The organism is Serratia sp. PF-27, assembly GCF_030053255.1.
GTDB classification, from domain to species: Bacteria; Pseudomonadota; Gammaproteobacteria; order Enterobacterales; family Enterobacteriaceae; genus Serratia; species Serratia bockelmannii.
In genome coordinates this window covers 681,974-695,779 of the sequence record NZ_JASGBT010000022.1, presented here as the reverse complement: position 1 = coordinate 695,779, position 13,806 = coordinate 681,974, and the positions used below count along the sequence as shown (strand labels likewise).

Sequence of the window (13,806 nt, the reverse complement as noted above, 5' to 3'; positions counted from 1 at the left end):
TCTCCTTATGCCCGCAGGGTGCGTTGTTCGATACGCTTCTCGAAGGTGCCCTGGATCAACCGATCGACATAGATGCCGGGGGTGTGGATCGCCGCCGGATCCAGCTCGCCCGGCGCCACGATCTCTTCCACTTCCACCACCGTGATGCGCCCGGCGGTCGCCATCAGCGGATTGAAGTTCTGCGCGGTGTGGCGGTAGATGACGTTGCCGAAGTGATCGGCCTTCCAGCCTTTCACGATGGCGAAATCGCCGGTGATAGCGGTTTCCATGATGTAGGGGCGGCCGTTGAACTCGCGTACCTCTTTGCCTTCGGCGATCGGCGTGCCGTAACCGGTGGCGGTGAAGAACGCCGGGATACCGGCGCCGCCGGCGCGGATCTTCTCCGCCAGCGTGCCCTGCGGCGTGAGATCCACCTCCAGCTCGCCGCTGAGCGCCTGCTGCTCGAACAGCGCGTTTTCACCGACGTAAGATCCCACCACCTTGCGGATCTGATGGGTTTCCAGCAGCCGCCCGAGGCCGAACCCGTCGACGCCGCAGTTGTTGGAAACCACCGTCAACCCGCGCACGCCGCGCCGGCGGATCTCTTCGATCAGATTCTCCGGGATGCCGCACAGGCCAAAGCCGCCCGCCAGCACCGTCATGTTGTCCGTCAGGCCTGCCAGCGCTTCCTGGTAGCTGCCGACGCGTTTGTCGAGCCCTGCCATATCGTTGCCCCTGCATGTTGCGGCGCAGGGCGAAATGCCCTGGCTTACGTGAGGGCATCTTCAGGTCACAAAAATGATTTGTTAATTTTGTTTTTATGCCGCATTCATTTAGAATTTTTATTAATCACTCGTTAACCGACAATTAACAAAGAGTTAACGCCAACCAAAATGAAAATGAGCATCAAACAGTTACGTGCGTTTTTAGCGGTAGCTCACACTCTGAATTTCGCCCAGGCCAGCGAGCGGCTGAATATTTCTCAGCCGGCGCTCAGCCTGGCGATCCGTGGGCTGGAAGACGCGCTGGGCGGGCCGCTGCTGCTGCGCACCACCCGCCGGGTGACGCTGACGCCGGAGGGGGAAACCTTCTTCCCGATGGCGCGCCAGCTGCTGGCGGATTGGGACAACGCGGAAGAGGCGATGCGTCAGCGCTTCACCCTGCAGATGGGCAAGGTGGCGATCGCCGCCATGCCGTCGTTCGCCGGCAACCCGCTGCCGCCGATCCTCAAGGCGTTTCGCGATCGCTATGCCGGCATCAACGTGGCGGTGCATGACGTCATCAACGAACAGGTGTTTGAAATGATCCGCGAAGGGCGGGTAGAGATGGGCATCGCCTTCGAGCCGGAGCCGAGCGACACCCTGCACTTCACCCCGCTGTGCCGCGATCGCTTTCTGGCGGTGGTGCCGAAGGATTCGGCGCTGGCGCGCAAGGCGCAGGTGAGCTGGAAGGAGCTGCTGACGCTGGATTTCATCACCCTGCAGCGGCCATCGGCGGTGCGGCTGATGCTGGAGCAGGAGCTGGCCCGCAGCGGTCGAACGCTGGAGGTGGCGTTTGAGAGCCACCAGCTGGTGACGGTCGGGCGCATGGTGGCCAACGGCCTCGGCGCCAGCGCGGTGCCTGCGCTGTGCGAGCGACAGATGGATGAGCTGGGGGCGGTCTGCGTGCCGCTGATCGGCCCGATCATCGAACGGCGCGTGGGCCTGATCCGCCTGGCACAGCACCAACTCTCTTCCGCTGCGCAGGCGCTGGCGACGGTGATCGAACGGGAAATGGCGGGGAGTGGCGGGCAGCCTGCGCTTAAACCGTAAACCCGACGTGCTTGCCGCCCGGCAGCTCAACGTCCAGGCGCAGCGTGCCGCCCATCGCTTCCACGTAGCCACCAACTACAGCGGCATTATTGGGCCAGACATCAAAAAACGCTATGAATGGGTATTGCGAGCTTTCCTGAAAAATCCAAAGAACCGGAACACCTTATTATGACAAGACGTTATCTCTCTTTGCTGTGCGTACTGCTACTGAACGGCTGTCAATCCACTCAGCCCTGGTACCATCCGTTGGATGTCTCGCTCAAAGACAATCAACCTTGCTTTGCCGTGCCTATCAACAGCGTTCGCAGCGGCGACAAACTGCAAAACCGGGGAGTGATCGTCTCACGACAGGAACAACAGCAATGGCATATCGTCTGGACCTCACCAGAAATCACTCCGTTGCCTGACCTGAAACCAGGGCAATGCGTCACCTATCCGCAAGTAAACTGGGCAGCGGGAGAATACTCAGTCTTGCTCGGCATCTCGATGAATAACGACACGGAAAGGCGTAAATACATGAAAGAATTCAACTTAAGAATTAATCCCAAGGGAGAAATACAGCTACAGTAAGGAGACTGGGATTATTTATTCCCCCTCCACCGCCTGCACCGCCGCCTTCTGCGTGGCGCGCTGATATAAGCACAGCTCCCTGCCCGGCTGGTTTTTCATAAACGGCTGCGAGTAGCGCCCACCGATAAACAGCGCCGAATAGCCGACGTCATCGCCGTAGTGAATAATCTCCCCTTCCACCCTGGCGTTTTTTAGCCCGCTGGCTTTCAGGCAGGCGGCGCGCATCGCCCGTTCGCTCTCGGCCCACGCCTGTGGGGAAGACGCGGTGGCGTGGAACGCGGCCAGCGCGGCGATAAGCAGCCCTATTCTCTTCATCGTTACCTCTCCTTCTACGGCCCATCTCGCCAGTATAGACCGTACCGACCCGGCCAACCCGCCGCGCTCTTTACGGCATTTTTATTCCGCGCCCCGTTAACGTTACGGCGTTTTTACAGACAGTTTTTGCCGCCGCAGATACCCTTTTCACATCGCCGCTATGGCCTCACAAGAGAGTTGTCTCATGCGTTTATCCCTGCCTCTGGCCGTGACCGGTCTTCGTTCTGGAGCGCGCCATGCATGCTAATATCATCGGCTTCAATCCTCTGCTGGCGGAGCTGCCCGCATCGCCGACGCGCACCTTCCGCAAAGAGCTGGAACACTACCTGCAGCGCTATCCGGATACCGAACAGTTGGATATTTATCTGCACGATCTGAACGGCCAGCTGCGCGGCAAGCGCCTGCCGATCGCCGAAGCCTTTGGCCTGGAAAAAGGCTGCTACTTCCCGCTGTCGATCTACGCCCTGGATCTGCACGGCCGGGTGATTGAAGAAAGCGGGCTGGGGCAACGGGCGGGCGAGCCGGATCGGTTGTGCCTGCCGGTGCCCGGCACGCTGCGCCCCTGCGCGCGCGATCCCGAACGCCACGCCCAGCTGCTGCTGACGATGCAAAACGCCGACGGCGGCGCCTGCGAGCTGGAGGCGCGTGTGGTGCTGCAACGGGTGCTGAAGCGCCTGCACGAGCGCAACTGCTTCCCGGTGGTGGCGGCCGAACTGGAGTTCTACCTGCAGGATCCGCAGCGCCCCGCCGAGGCGGAAGCCTGCCCGACGCAGAGCTTCGCGGTGGATGCGCCCGAGCGCCACCATGCGCTGCTGAGCGACATCGAACGGCACGCGCGGCTGCAAAGCCTGCCGCTGACCGGCGTGGTGGCCGAAGCCGCTTCCGGCCAGTACGAGCTGAACCTGCATCACAGCCGGCGCGTGCTGGAAGCCTGCGACCAGATCATGGCGCTGAAACGCCTGACGCGGCAGATTGCCGAGCAGCATCACCAGCACGCCTGCTTTATGGCCAAGCCCTGCGCCCACGCCGCCGGCAGCGGGCTACATTTCCATATCAGCTTGCAGGACGAGCACGGCGAGAACCTGCTGACCGGCGCGCCGGGCGAACTGAGCGATAACATGCAGCAGGCGATGGCGGGCATGCTGGCGCTGATGCCGGCATCGATGGCGATCCTGGCGCCCAACATCAACGCGTTTCGCCGCTTCCGCCCCGGCATGCACGTGCCGCTGCGCGCCTCCTGGGGCCACAACAACCGCACGGTGGCGCTGCGCCTGCCCTGCGCCGACAGCGCCAACCAGCGTATCGAATACCGCCTGGCCGGCGCCGACGCCAACCCTTATCTGGCGCTGGCGGTGATGCTCGGCGGCCTGTTGCACGGGCTGGAACACCCGCTGCCGCTGCCGCCCGCCGCCAACGGCTGCGAGAGCGATAACGCCGCGCCCTTGCCGCTCGGCCAGCAGGAGGCGCTGGCGCTGTTCCGCCACAGCGATCCGCTGCGTGAGCTGCTCGGCCCGGCGTTCTGTACCCTGTGGCACACCTGCAAAAGCGCCGAGCTGCGCCGCTTCGAGGAACAGGTCACCGCCGCCGAACTCGGCTGGATGCTGTAACCGACCTCCGATTCGTTAACCTAAGGATAATCATGAACATGCAACCGCAACGGGCGTCCGTGCAGCCGCTGCTCTGCTGGCGCAAAGGCGTTTTTCATATCAGCACCGATCGGCAGTTGTTGGATATCGACGCGATCCAGCGTTTCCTCAGCCTGCAGGATCGGGCGGCGGCGGAGCGCCTGGTACACCACGGCCTGTGCTTCGGGCTATACCGCAAGCAAGCGCCACCTGCTCGGTTTCGCCCGCATGGTGACCGACTACGCCACCTTCGCCTCGGTGAGCGAACTGTTCGTCAGCGCCGAGTACCGCGGCGTCGGGCTGGGAAGCTGGCTGACGCGCTGCTGCCTGGCGCACCCGGCTTTGCGCGGCCTGCGCGTCACGCTGCCCGCTCTGCAAGCGCCCTGGCGCGCCGATGGTTCGGCGCACGCCCTGCGTGCCCTTCACTGATAAGGAGACCCTCATGTCTCGTTTGGTGCTGATTTCCAACAAGCAGTGCGACGGCAAGGATCTGGCCTGCGCCGGCCAGACGCTGGCGGCCGACGCCGAACCGGGGCTGTGGCTCGGCTGGAACGGCGACGTGCAGAATTTCGCGCAGCGCCCGATCAGTTGCCGCCAACGTGCCGGTTATGATCAGGTGACCTTCCCGTTGTCGATCGAAGAGTTCCGCCGCCACTATCAGGGCTACTACCACGACGGCCTGTGGCCGGTGTTCCACAACCAGCCGGAGAAAGCGCACTTCACGCCGGAAAACTACCGCGCCTACCGGCAGCTGAACCGCCGGTTTGCCGATATCGCCTGCGAGCACCTGTGTCCGGGCGACATCGTCTGCATCGACGACTACCAGCTGCTGCCCTGCGCGCAGGCGCTGAAGGAACAGGGGCTGCTGAACGCCTGCGCGTTCTTCTTCCACCTGCCGTTTCCGTCGGCGGCGCTGCTGCGGCGCATCCCGGAACATCGCCAGTTGATCGCGTCGCTGCTGTTCTACGATTTGATCGGTTTTACCACCACCGACGATCGCAACGCCTTTCTCAGCTGCCTGGCGGGCGAATTCCCGCTGGAGATGCTGCCCGACGATCAGATCCAGGCCAACGGGCATCTGTTCGCCACCGGCATTTTCCCCGCCGGCATCAACGGCAGGCAGGTTTATTAATTTACGGCGGTGCGCCCCCTTCGGGCGCGCCGCTTTATTTCGCCGTGATTTATTTTCACCGTATTTACCGCCATCAAAATAGGTTATTTCATTTTCTGAATATAGCGATTAAAAAATAAATATTCATCCTGTTACATATCAACCGTAAAAACCCTACGCCGCCAATTGCTTTTTATCAGCAAAACACATTACCCTCTCCGTGCCATATTTAAACCGAGGAGGGCCCTATGGGCGATGAAAGTTTTAGTTTTATGCTAATGCTATTGGGCACCTTTCAGTAATGCCATCCACGTTGCATTCTGAAAGATACGGAATGCGGCAACCGCTCTCCTTCTGACGGCCTTTCCCGCTCTGCCTGCCCGCCCATCGCCCCGCTGCGAAAACAACGTCTGTCTCAACCGCTACAGCGGTATTTATCTGGTGTCGCCGGGCCTATTACCCGAGCGGCGACGGATTTCTTATGGGAAAAATAAGGTATTGCGTTATGCAAAATAACCGGGGTACATCTATTTTCAGAAAGTCTTATTTAAATGACTTTATCGTTATCGCCATCGGCGTTTTCTTCATTGCCTTTTTTATTCGCGCGTGGGGCGACATGCACGGCGACTTCAATGAACAAAACGTCTCTGCCATTAGTCTCGATGCCTGGAACCTGCTTTATTATTCGCTCAGAACCAGCATGCGTTTTCTCCTCGGCATGGCCTGGTCGCTGCTGTTTTCTGTGGTGTTCGCCGTGCTGGCCGCGCGCTATGCGCCGCTGCGCCGGGTGATCCTGCCCTTCGTCAACTTTATGGAGTCGGTGCCGCTGGTGGGGTTCCTGACCTTCACGACCGTGTACTTTCTCAACCTCTACCCGCACAGCGTGATGGGGCTGGAGTGCACCGCCATCTTCGCGGTGTTTACCGGCCAGGCCTGGAACATGATGCTGACGCTGTATCAGACGCTGCGCATCGTGCCCAAGGAGCTGGATGAAGCCGCCCGCAGCTTCAATTACAACCCGTGGCAACGCTTCTGGCGGCTGGAATTCATCTATTCGGTGCCGGGCCTGCTGTGGAACGCCATGGTGTCGCAATCCGCCGCCTGGTTCGCCCTGGTGGCCTCCGAAGCCATTCCGGTCGGCGATCGCTCGGTCGAACTGCCCGGCGTCGGCTCCTATATCGCCGAAGCGCTGGCGCAGCAGAACGTGCCGGCGATCCTGTATGCGATCGTCGCGCTGGCCGCCAACATCGTGCTGCTCGATCAGCTGGTTTTCCGCCCGCTGGTGCGTTACACCGCCCGCTTCAAATACGAAGACGTCACCGCCAATCGCCCGCTCGGCAATCCGTGGTTTTACAACAGCCTGGCCTTCTCGCACGTCGGCGCGGCGCTCGGCCGCACGCTGCGCGCGCTGGCTGACCTGTGGCTGTTCAAGCTGCCGCGGCTGTGGTACGCCCTCGGCCTGCACCGCCTGTTCAGGCTCGCCGCCAAGGGGAACTGGCTGTGGCGCAGCCTGTGGTATCTCGGCGTGGTGCTGGCCTGCGTCTGGTTCGGTTACCGGCTGTGGGAATACTTCCCCAAACAGTACTTCGCCATGCTGCCGGAGTGGATGCTGCTTACCACCGCGCGCGTGGCTGCGGCCATGCTGCTCAGCGTGGCGATCTTCACGCCGCTGGGGGTGTGGATCGGCCTGAATCCACGGCTGGTGAAGATCTTCCAGCCGATCATCCAGATCCTGGCGGCCATTCCGCCCAACATTTTCTACCCGCTGATCGCCGCCTTTATCGCCATTTATCATCAGGATCTCGGCTGGTGGGCCATTCCGATGATCATGCTGGGCACCCAGTGGTACGTATTGTTCAACGTGATCGCCGGCGTTTCCGCCATTCCAACGCAGATCACCGAGGTCAGCGAAACCTTCGGCCTGCGCCGTTTGAGCTGGTGGCGCTACTACATGCTGCCGGCAATTTTCCCCTACATCGTGACCGGCATCATCTCCGCCGCCGGCGGCGCCTGGAACAGCGCCATCGCCGCCGAAGTGATCCAGTGGGGCAGCACCACCCTCAGCACCACCGGGCTGGGCGCGTTCATTTCCGTCGTCACCGACGCCGGCAAGAACCCGGAGTCAGCGCTGGGCTGCGCCGCCATGTGCGCGCTGGTGGCGCTGTGCATCATCTTCGTCTGGCAACCGCTGTATCGCATCGCGGAAACCAAATTCAAATATGACTGATCAAGGGGGAACAACATGCTGACTCAAGAGGTAATTATCAGCGCCCGCCGGCTGAACAAGACGTTTATCGGCGAAAATAAACGCCCCAAACCCGTGCTGCGCGACGTATCGCTGACCGTACACGCCGGCGAGTTCGTCACCATTCTGGGGCAATCCGGTTCGGGCAAGTCCACGCTGCTGCGCATGCTGGCCGGGCTGATCCCACCGGACAGCGGCACGCTCACCCTGGCGGGCAAACCGATCAATGGCCCGAGCGCGAACGCCGGCATGGTGTTTCAGTCCTACGCGCTCTATCCCTGGCTAACGGTGTACGACAACATCGCCTTCGGGCTGCTGGCGCAACGGCTGCCGCCGCAGACGATCGCCGAGCGGCTGGGGGCGCTGCTGCGCCTGGTGGGGCTGAGCGGCTATGAGCACGCCTGGCCGCGCGAGCTCTCGGGCGGCATGCGCCAGCGCGTGGGCTTCGCCCGGGCGTTGGCGGTAGAGCCCGATGTCTTGCTGCTGGACGAGCCCTTCTCCGCCCTCGATATCTTTACCGCGCAAAAACTACGCAGCGATCTGCTGGCGCTGTGGGGAGACAACCGGCTGCGCACGCGCGCCATGGTGATGGTGACCCACGACGTCGAAGAGGCGGTGCTGATGTCCGATCGGGTGCTGATCCTGGACGCGACCAGCAAACGGATCGATGACGAATTCAGCATCAATATTCCCCGCGCGGCGCGCAACCGGGACAGCCTGCGGCACCTCACCGATCGGATCCGCAGCTGCCTGTACAAAAAAATCGCGCGGGCGCAACCGGCCGGATAAGGCCGCATTTTCGTTAACTCAGGGTAGTGAAATGAAACATAAAAGCTTACTGATGGCGCTGGTCATCCTGATGCCGGCGGCCGCCGCCGGGGCAGAAATCGTCAATAAAGACGGCAATAAACTGGATCTGTACGGCCAACTGAACGGGGTGCATTACTTCAGCAGCGATGCCGACAATAACGGCGATCGCTCCTACACCCGTTTCGGTTTCAAAGGCGAGACGCAGATCGCCGACGGGCTGACAGGGTATGGTCAATGGGAATATCAGGCGGGGCTCGATCAGGCGGAAAGCGCCGGGCCGGGCGACAGCTATACCCGGCTGGGCTTCGCCGGGCTGACGTTCGGCCGCTGGGGCAGCCTGGACTACGGCCGCAACTACGGCCTGCTGTATGACGTGGCCGGCTGGACGGACGTGCTGCCTGAATTCGGCAACGACAGCTACGAAGCGGCCGACAACTTTATGACCGGCCGCGCCAACGGCCTGCTGACCTACCACAACCGCAGCCTGGGCGGCCTGGTCGACGGCCTGGATCTCGGCCTGCAATATCAGGGGAAGAATCGGGGGGACGACGCTCTGCGGGCGAAGGATATTCAGACGCAAAACGGCGATGGCTACGCCTTTTCCGCCACCTACGACACCGGCGTGGGGCTCAACGTTGGCGGCGCCTACGCCAACTCTGCGCGCACGCTGGCGCAACAGCGCTTCGGCCTGGCTGACGGCGATCGCGCTCGGGCCTGGACCCTGGGGCTGAAATACGACCAGGACAACCTCTACCTGGCGGCCAGCTACGCGCGCACCGAGAACATGACCTACGTCGACGGCGATCGCTACGCCGGCTTCGCCCCCCGCGCGGACGCCGTCGAGGCGGTCGCGCAGTATCACTTCGATTCCGGCGTCACGCCCTCGGTAGCCTACCTGCAAACGCGCGGCCGTAACCTGCCCGGCATCGGCGACGCCGATCTGGTCAAATACCTGGATCTGGCGCTGAACTACAGCTTCAACGCCAATATGTCGACCTACGTGGAGTACAAGCTCAACCTGCTGCAACGGCAGAACGCCGGCGGCGCCGGCGCCGACGACATCGTCGAAACCGGCATCATGTATCAGTTCTGATCCCCATCCCGGCCGGAGGACGCTCTCCGGCCGGTTTATTCTGTGACTTTCCGCCCGCCCCTTATTCTCTCGTTTAATTCAGGTTTATATTTCCACAAAATGACGCCTATATTCATTATCGCGCTTTCTGTTTACGCCCCGTTTAATGAATAAAGAAAATCTTTCCCGCATTCATATTAAATTACATTTTGCCGCCATAATTCGGTGCAACCACATTGAACAATAGGCTATGGCACGCGTATTATGGCCACACGAAAAATAACGGGAGAATGATATGGACGGCGACAGTTGGTTGTTTATTTTATTGTTGGAATCGCTGAGGTCACAGGAGCAATAGTCATCCCATTGCATCCTGAAAGTGTCAGGATATGAGTCAGTTACAGCATCCCTTCGCTTTACCCTTCAGCATCATGCCTACGTGCACGCCGCTCCGGCGCGCCCGACGGGCTACCCCTCCAGCATACGCTTATTAACAGTCCGATAACGCTCAGACTTATTTGCGCTCGCATTTATTTTACCCCTGCGCGGCGATAACTATCGGCCATTTTCCCATGCTCATATTTTTAATTGAGTGGAGAAACATCATGATGGTAAAAAAAACCACGTTGCTGACGGTTAATAACGTCAGCAAAAGCGTTCAGCCTACCGGTAAAAAAAAACGCCTGGTGCTGAATGAAATCAACCTGCGCCTCTACGATAACGAGGTCGTCAGCATTTTGGGGCAGTCCGGCTCGGGCAAATCCACCCTGCTGCGCATACTTTCCGGCCTGATCGCGCCGGATCTGGGCACCGTGATGCTGGGGGATAAAAAAGTCTCGGGGCCGAATCCGCAGATCAACATGGTGTTCCAGACCTTCGCCATTTTCCCGTGGCTGAACGTCTATCAAAATATCGCCTTCGGGCTGCAGGCGCAGGATCTGCCGCCGCAGGTGGTCGAAACCCAGACGCTGAAAATGCTCGATCTGGTCGGTCTCGCGCCCTACCGCGACGCCTACCCGCGCGAGCTTTCCGGCGGCATGCGCCAACGGGTCGGCTTTGCGCGCGCGCTGGCGGTAGAACCGATGCTGCTGTTGCTGGACGAGCCCTTTTCCGCGCTGGACGTCTATACCGGCGAACACCTGCGCAGCGATCTGCTGCGCATCTGGAGCACGCGCCAGATCAAAACCCGCTCCATCGTGCTGGTGACCCACAGCGTAGAGGAAGCGGTGATGATGTCTGATCGCATCCTCCTGCTGGGCGCCGGCACCCTCGACGGCTGCTATCACATCGCGCAGCGCCGCGAGACGCGCACCCGCGAGGGGATGCAGCCGCTGACGGACAAAATCAGCGAGACGCTCAGCCGGCAGATCGCCGCCGCGCACTGAGCGCCGCCCTGGCCTGGCGGGACGGATCCCGCCAACTTAACTACCTGTTTATCAAGAGTCACCCCACCACGGGTGGCTCATGATAAGCGGATAATACATCGAGTTATTATCATGCATTTCATTCATACACTGCTGACGCTGCTGACCGCGTCCGTCCTGGGCGCCGCCATCGGCTACGAAAGACAATTCCGCCAGCGCACCGCCGGGCTGCGCACCAATACGCTAGTGGCCACCAGCGCGGCGATCTTCGTCCACCTGGCCATGACCATCGACGGCAGCGGCGGCGCGGTGCGCGTCATCTCCTACGTGGTCTCCGGCGTCGGCTTTCTCGGCGCCGGGGCCATCATGAAAGAAGGGATGAACATCCGCGGCCTGAACACCGCCGCCACGCTCTGGGGCTCCGCGGCGGTCGGCGCCTGCGCCGGCTGCGGCCTGTACGGCGATGCGCTAGCCGCCACGCTGTTCGTGCTCGCCGCCAACACCCTGCTGCGCCCTCTGGTCAATATGGTCAACAAACAGCCCTTCAATGACGTTAACGGCGAATCCACCTACCAGATTTGCGTCATTGCCTTCGAGCATGAACAGCGTGAAGCGCTGGCCAAATTCAAACAGGTGCTGCAAGGAGAAAACTGCTTTATCTCGCATCTGGATATCGAACCCTTTGGCGACGACGACGTGGAGATCACCGCCACGCTGATGCCGGCCTCCGTCACCACGCCGGTGCTCGACCAGACCATCAATAAACTGCTGAACGACAGCATGATGAAACAGGCCTATTACAGCCGCATCGCCGGCTCCGGCTAATGCCGTTCACTTCCAGGGAGATCCACCATGAAAACCATGCCAAAACTGGCTCATCTGACGATGTTCAAAGACATCGTTCACTGCGGAAGTTTGCACGATGCCGCGAAAAAACTGGCCGTCTCGCAACCGACGCTAAGCCGGGTGCTCAAAGAGCTGGAAATGTCCATCGGCGCGCGGCTGCTGGAGCGCAGCAACCGCGGCGTGCGCCTGACGGCGGTCGGCGAGCTGTTTTACCGGCGGATAGACGCCGCCACCAATCAGTTGCTCAGCGCGTTTGACGAGCTGCGCGGCATGAGCGCCGGCGGCGAGAAGCGCCTGCAGGTGGGGATGAGCGTCGATCCGCTGCTGTGCTACCTGCCCCAGGTGCTCGAAGGCTTCAACCGCCGCTACCCGCATACCCGGGTGACGGTGGTGGAAGACGGCCCGGAAGGCCTGCTCGCCCGGCTGAGAAACTGTGAGCTGGATTTGGCGGTCAGCAGCCTGAACGGCGCGGCGGGCGGCGCCGATCTGGCCATGCAGGCGCTGAAGAGCGAGCGCTTCTCGCTCTATCAAGGGGGCGACCTGACCGGCGCCGGGCAGCCGCCGGCCGAAGCCAAATGGGTGGTGCCGCGCTCCTGCTCGGTGGGGCATGCCGCCATCCGCGAGATCGCCGAGCGTTACACGCCGCACGGCCAGATCGTCGAGACCGACTCCTTTCTGGCGACCTGGTGCCTGGTCAGGCAGCAGGGCTATATCGCGCTGCTGAGCGATCGGGTGGTCGCGCACTACGCCCCGCAGCTGCACCTGCAGAAAATCCCGACGCACGAGATCGACATCAGCGCGCGCTTTTACGTCTTTACCCGCCATGAGCCGGCCACGCCGCCGCTCAGCGCCGCCTTTATCCACCTGCTGCAAACTCTGCAAACGGGTTGAACGCTCAGGCCGCTGCCCGCTGGCGCTCCAGTTCGCGCACCAGCGGGATCACTTCGCGGCCGAAGTACTCCACCTCTTCCTGGAAGTGCAGAAACGCCAGCAACAGCAGATCCACCCCGGCGTCTTTCAACGCGATGATGCGCTCGGCGATCTGCTGCGGCGTGCCGATCAGGTTGGTTTTAAAGCCGTCGTTATACTGCACCAAATCTTCGAAGGTGGACTTGGCCCAGTTGCCCTCGCCCTCGGGTGAGGCCGCCCCGGCGTTTTTCACCTCGTGCCCGAAGCCCTGCACCGCCTCCGGGTTGGCGTGATCGATGATCTCCTGCAGCACCGCCTGCGCCGCCTGTTCGCTCTCGCGGGCGATGACAAAACCGTTCACCCCCACCTTCACCCGATGGTGATTGGCCTGCGCCTTGCTCTGGATGTCCTCCACCTGCCGGCGAATGCCCTCCACGCTGTTGCCATTGGTGAAATACCAGTCCGAGACCCGCGCCGCCATGTCGCGCGCCGCGCGTGAGCTGCCGCCCTGGAAAATTTCCGGCAACGGCGCCAGCGGCTTCGGCTTCAGCGAGTAGTCGCGGAAACGGTAGAAATCGCCGGCGAAGGTGAAGCTGGGCTCAGTCCAGATGCCGCGCAGGCAGCGGATAAACTCTTCCGAACGCAGGTAGCGCTCCTCATGATCCAGCCACGGCTCGCCGATGGCCTTGAACTCGCCGCGGAACCAGCCGCTGACAATGTTCACCGCAATGCGCGCGTTGGAAAGATGGCTAATGGTGGCGATCTGTTTGGCCGCCAGCGTGGGGTTCCACGGCCCCGGCAGCAGCGCGGCGATCACTTTCAGTTTCTCGGTGGCGTCCAACAGGGCCTGTGAGAACGACACCGATTCGTGCTGGTTTTCCGCGCCGTAACCGGCGGTGAAGCGGATCTGGGTAAGCGCGTAGTCGAAACCGGCGCGCTCGGCGATCTGCGCCAGCTTGCGGTTATAACCGATGTCCCAACCGGTGCGCTGCGGGATATTGCTGATCACCAGGCCGCCGGAAACGTTCGGCACCCAGTAGGCGAACTGAATCGGCTGCTGCGAGTGGTTTGCTGCTGACATGCTTCTCTCCCTCTGACCGTCGGCGCCGTTATGCGGCGCGCATATAACCATTATTGACTTACAAATAT

15 protein-coding genes are annotated in these 13,806 nt (G+C 61.4%); 12 read left to right on the top strand and 3 right to left on the bottom strand.

Translation table 11 applies throughout. The features are described from left to right. Positions 1-5: 5 nt before the first annotated feature. Entirely contained in the window at positions 6-704 is a 699-nt protein-coding gene (locus tag QMZ29_RS22660) for a CoA transferase subunit A (RefSeq protein WP_004933280.1), read from the bottom strand. A gap of 168 nt (positions 705-872) precedes the next feature. Between QMZ29_RS22660 and QMZ29_RS22655 the strand changes: the two genes are divergently transcribed. From QMZ29_RS22655 to QMZ29_RS22645, 3 genes are read left to right on the top strand one after another with little or no spacing between them, the layout of a single operon-like run. Further along, entirely contained in the window at positions 873-1,790 is a 918-nt protein-coding gene (locus tag QMZ29_RS22655; RefSeq protein WP_060434097.1) for a LysR family transcriptional regulator, read from the top strand. Further along, entirely contained in the window at positions 1,762-1,962 is a 201-nt protein-coding gene (locus QMZ29_RS25870) for a hypothetical protein (RefSeq protein ID WP_442992108.1), read from the top strand. Before QMZ29_RS22655 ends, QMZ29_RS25870 begins: the two co-directional genes overlap by 29 nt. Further along, positions 1,959-2,360, top strand: a complete 402-nt coding sequence (locus QMZ29_RS22645) for a putative T6SS immunity periplasmic lipoprotein (RefSeq protein ID WP_043136237.1) — start codon at positions 1,959-1,961, stop codon at positions 2,358-2,360. The genes QMZ29_RS25870 and QMZ29_RS22645 overlap by 4 nt, the downstream gene beginning before the upstream one ends. A gap of 15 nt (positions 2,361-2,375) precedes the next feature. Here QMZ29_RS22645 and QMZ29_RS22640 read toward each other — a convergent pair whose 3' ends face one another. Next, positions 2,376-2,675 (bottom strand): hypothetical protein, encoded by a 300-nt coding sequence (locus tag QMZ29_RS22640; RefSeq protein ID WP_261425223.1) that lies wholly within the window; start codon positions 2,673-2,675, stop codon positions 2,376-2,378. 236 nt (positions 2,676-2,911) lie between these two features. Here QMZ29_RS22640 and QMZ29_RS22635 point away from each other — a divergent pair, with 236 nt between their 5' ends. The 9 genes from QMZ29_RS22635 to QMZ29_RS22595 all read left to right on the top strand — a co-directional run bounded on the left by QMZ29_RS22635 (position 2,912) and on the right by QMZ29_RS22595 (position 12,639). Next, the gene (locus tag QMZ29_RS22635; protein ID WP_261425225.1) at positions 2,912-4,282 is read left to right on the top strand and encodes a glutamine synthetase family protein; all 1,371 of its coding nucleotides are present in this window, start codon (positions 2,912-2,914) and stop codon (positions 4,280-4,282) included. A gap of 246 nt (positions 4,283-4,528) precedes the next feature. Continuing rightward, complete coding sequence (locus QMZ29_RS22630; RefSeq protein ID WP_261425226.1) at positions 4,529-4,729, top strand: GNAT family N-acetyltransferase; 201 nt, start codon at positions 4,529-4,531, stop codon at positions 4,727-4,729. Between the two features lie 13 nt (positions 4,730-4,742). Beyond that, positions 4,743-5,432, top strand: coding sequence for a trehalose-6-phosphate synthase (locus tag QMZ29_RS22625; protein WP_049207774.1), 690 nt, complete (start codon positions 4,743-4,745; stop codon positions 5,430-5,432). Between the two features lie 484 nt (positions 5,433-5,916). Then, positions 5,917-7,638, top strand: a complete 1,722-nt coding sequence (locus QMZ29_RS22620) for an ABC transporter permease (RefSeq protein WP_261425227.1) — start codon at positions 5,917-5,919, stop codon at positions 7,636-7,638. 15 nt (positions 7,639-7,653) lie between these two features. Next, positions 7,654-8,445: an ABC transporter ATP-binding protein gene (locus QMZ29_RS22615; protein ID WP_261425228.1), complete on the top strand. Its 792-nt coding sequence runs from the start codon at positions 7,654-7,656 to the stop codon at positions 8,443-8,445. 31 nt (positions 8,446-8,476) lie between these two features. Further along, entirely contained in the window at positions 8,477-9,559 is a 1,083-nt protein-coding gene (locus QMZ29_RS22610; protein ID WP_283225791.1) for a porin, read from the top strand. A gap of 584 nt (positions 9,560-10,143) precedes the next feature. Continuing rightward, positions 10,144-10,923 (top strand): ABC transporter ATP-binding protein, encoded by a 780-nt coding sequence (locus QMZ29_RS22605; protein ID WP_147823105.1) that lies wholly within the window; start codon positions 10,144-10,146, stop codon positions 10,921-10,923. Positions 10,924-11,034: 111 nt separating this feature from the next. After that, entirely contained in the window at positions 11,035-11,727 is a 693-nt protein-coding gene (locus tag QMZ29_RS22600; RefSeq protein WP_019453282.1) for an MgtC/SapB family protein, read from the top strand. A 27-nt stretch (positions 11,728-11,754) separates the two neighbouring features. Next, positions 11,755-12,639: a LysR family transcriptional regulator gene (locus QMZ29_RS22595; protein WP_282980825.1), complete on the top strand. Its 885-nt coding sequence runs from the start codon at positions 11,755-11,757 to the stop codon at positions 12,637-12,639. 4 nt (positions 12,640-12,643) lie between these two features. Here the strand turns inward: QMZ29_RS22595 and sfnG are convergent, their stop codons facing one another. Then, positions 12,644-13,738: a dimethylsulfone monooxygenase SfnG gene (gene sfnG / locus QMZ29_RS22590; protein WP_025305137.1), complete on the bottom strand. Its 1,095-nt coding sequence runs from the start codon at positions 13,736-13,738 to the stop codon at positions 12,644-12,646. Positions 13,739-13,806: the final 68 nt, after the last annotated feature.

Bases quoted from the DNA above. Each gene is read 5' to 3' on its own strand.
- QMZ29_RS22660 (WP_004933280.1), bottom strand. From the start codon at position 704: ATGGCAGGGCTCGACAAACGCGTCGGCAGCTACCAGGAAGCGCTGGCA.
- QMZ29_RS22655 (WP_060434097.1), top strand. From the start codon at position 873: ATGAAAATGAGCATCAAACAGTTACGTGCGTTTTTAGCGGTAGCTCAC.
- QMZ29_RS22645 (WP_043136237.1), top strand. From the start codon at position 1,959: ATGACAAGACGTTATCTCTCTTTGCTGTGCGTACTGCTACTGAACGGC.
- QMZ29_RS22640 (WP_261425223.1), bottom strand. From the start codon at position 2,675: ATGAAGAGAATAGGGCTGCTTATCGCCGCGCTGGCCGCGTTCCACGCC.
- QMZ29_RS22635 (WP_261425225.1), top strand. From the start codon at position 2,912: ATGCATGCTAATATCATCGGCTTCAATCCTCTGCTGGCGGAGCTGCCC.
- QMZ29_RS22630 (WP_261425226.1), top strand. From the start codon at position 4,529: ATGGTGACCGACTACGCCACCTTCGCCTCGGTGAGCGAACTGTTCGTC.
- QMZ29_RS22625 (WP_049207774.1), top strand. From the start codon at position 4,743: ATGTCTCGTTTGGTGCTGATTTCCAACAAGCAGTGCGACGGCAAGGAT.
- QMZ29_RS22620 (WP_261425227.1), top strand. From the start codon at position 5,917: ATGCAAAATAACCGGGGTACATCTATTTTCAGAAAGTCTTATTTAAAT.
- QMZ29_RS22615 (WP_261425228.1), top strand. From the start codon at position 7,654: ATGCTGACTCAAGAGGTAATTATCAGCGCCCGCCGGCTGAACAAGACG.
- QMZ29_RS22610 (WP_283225791.1), top strand. From the start codon at position 8,477: ATGAAACATAAAAGCTTACTGATGGCGCTGGTCATCCTGATGCCGGCG.
- QMZ29_RS22605 (WP_147823105.1), top strand. From the start codon at position 10,144: ATGATGGTAAAAAAAACCACGTTGCTGACGGTTAATAACGTCAGCAAA.
- QMZ29_RS22600 (WP_019453282.1), top strand. From the start codon at position 11,035: ATGCATTTCATTCATACACTGCTGACGCTGCTGACCGCGTCCGTCCTG.
- QMZ29_RS22595 (WP_282980825.1), top strand. From the start codon at position 11,755: ATGAAAACCATGCCAAAACTGGCTCATCTGACGATGTTCAAAGACATC.
- sfnG (WP_025305137.1), bottom strand. From the start codon at position 13,738: ATGTCAGCAGCAAACCACTCGCAGCAGCCGATTCAGTTCGCCTACTGG.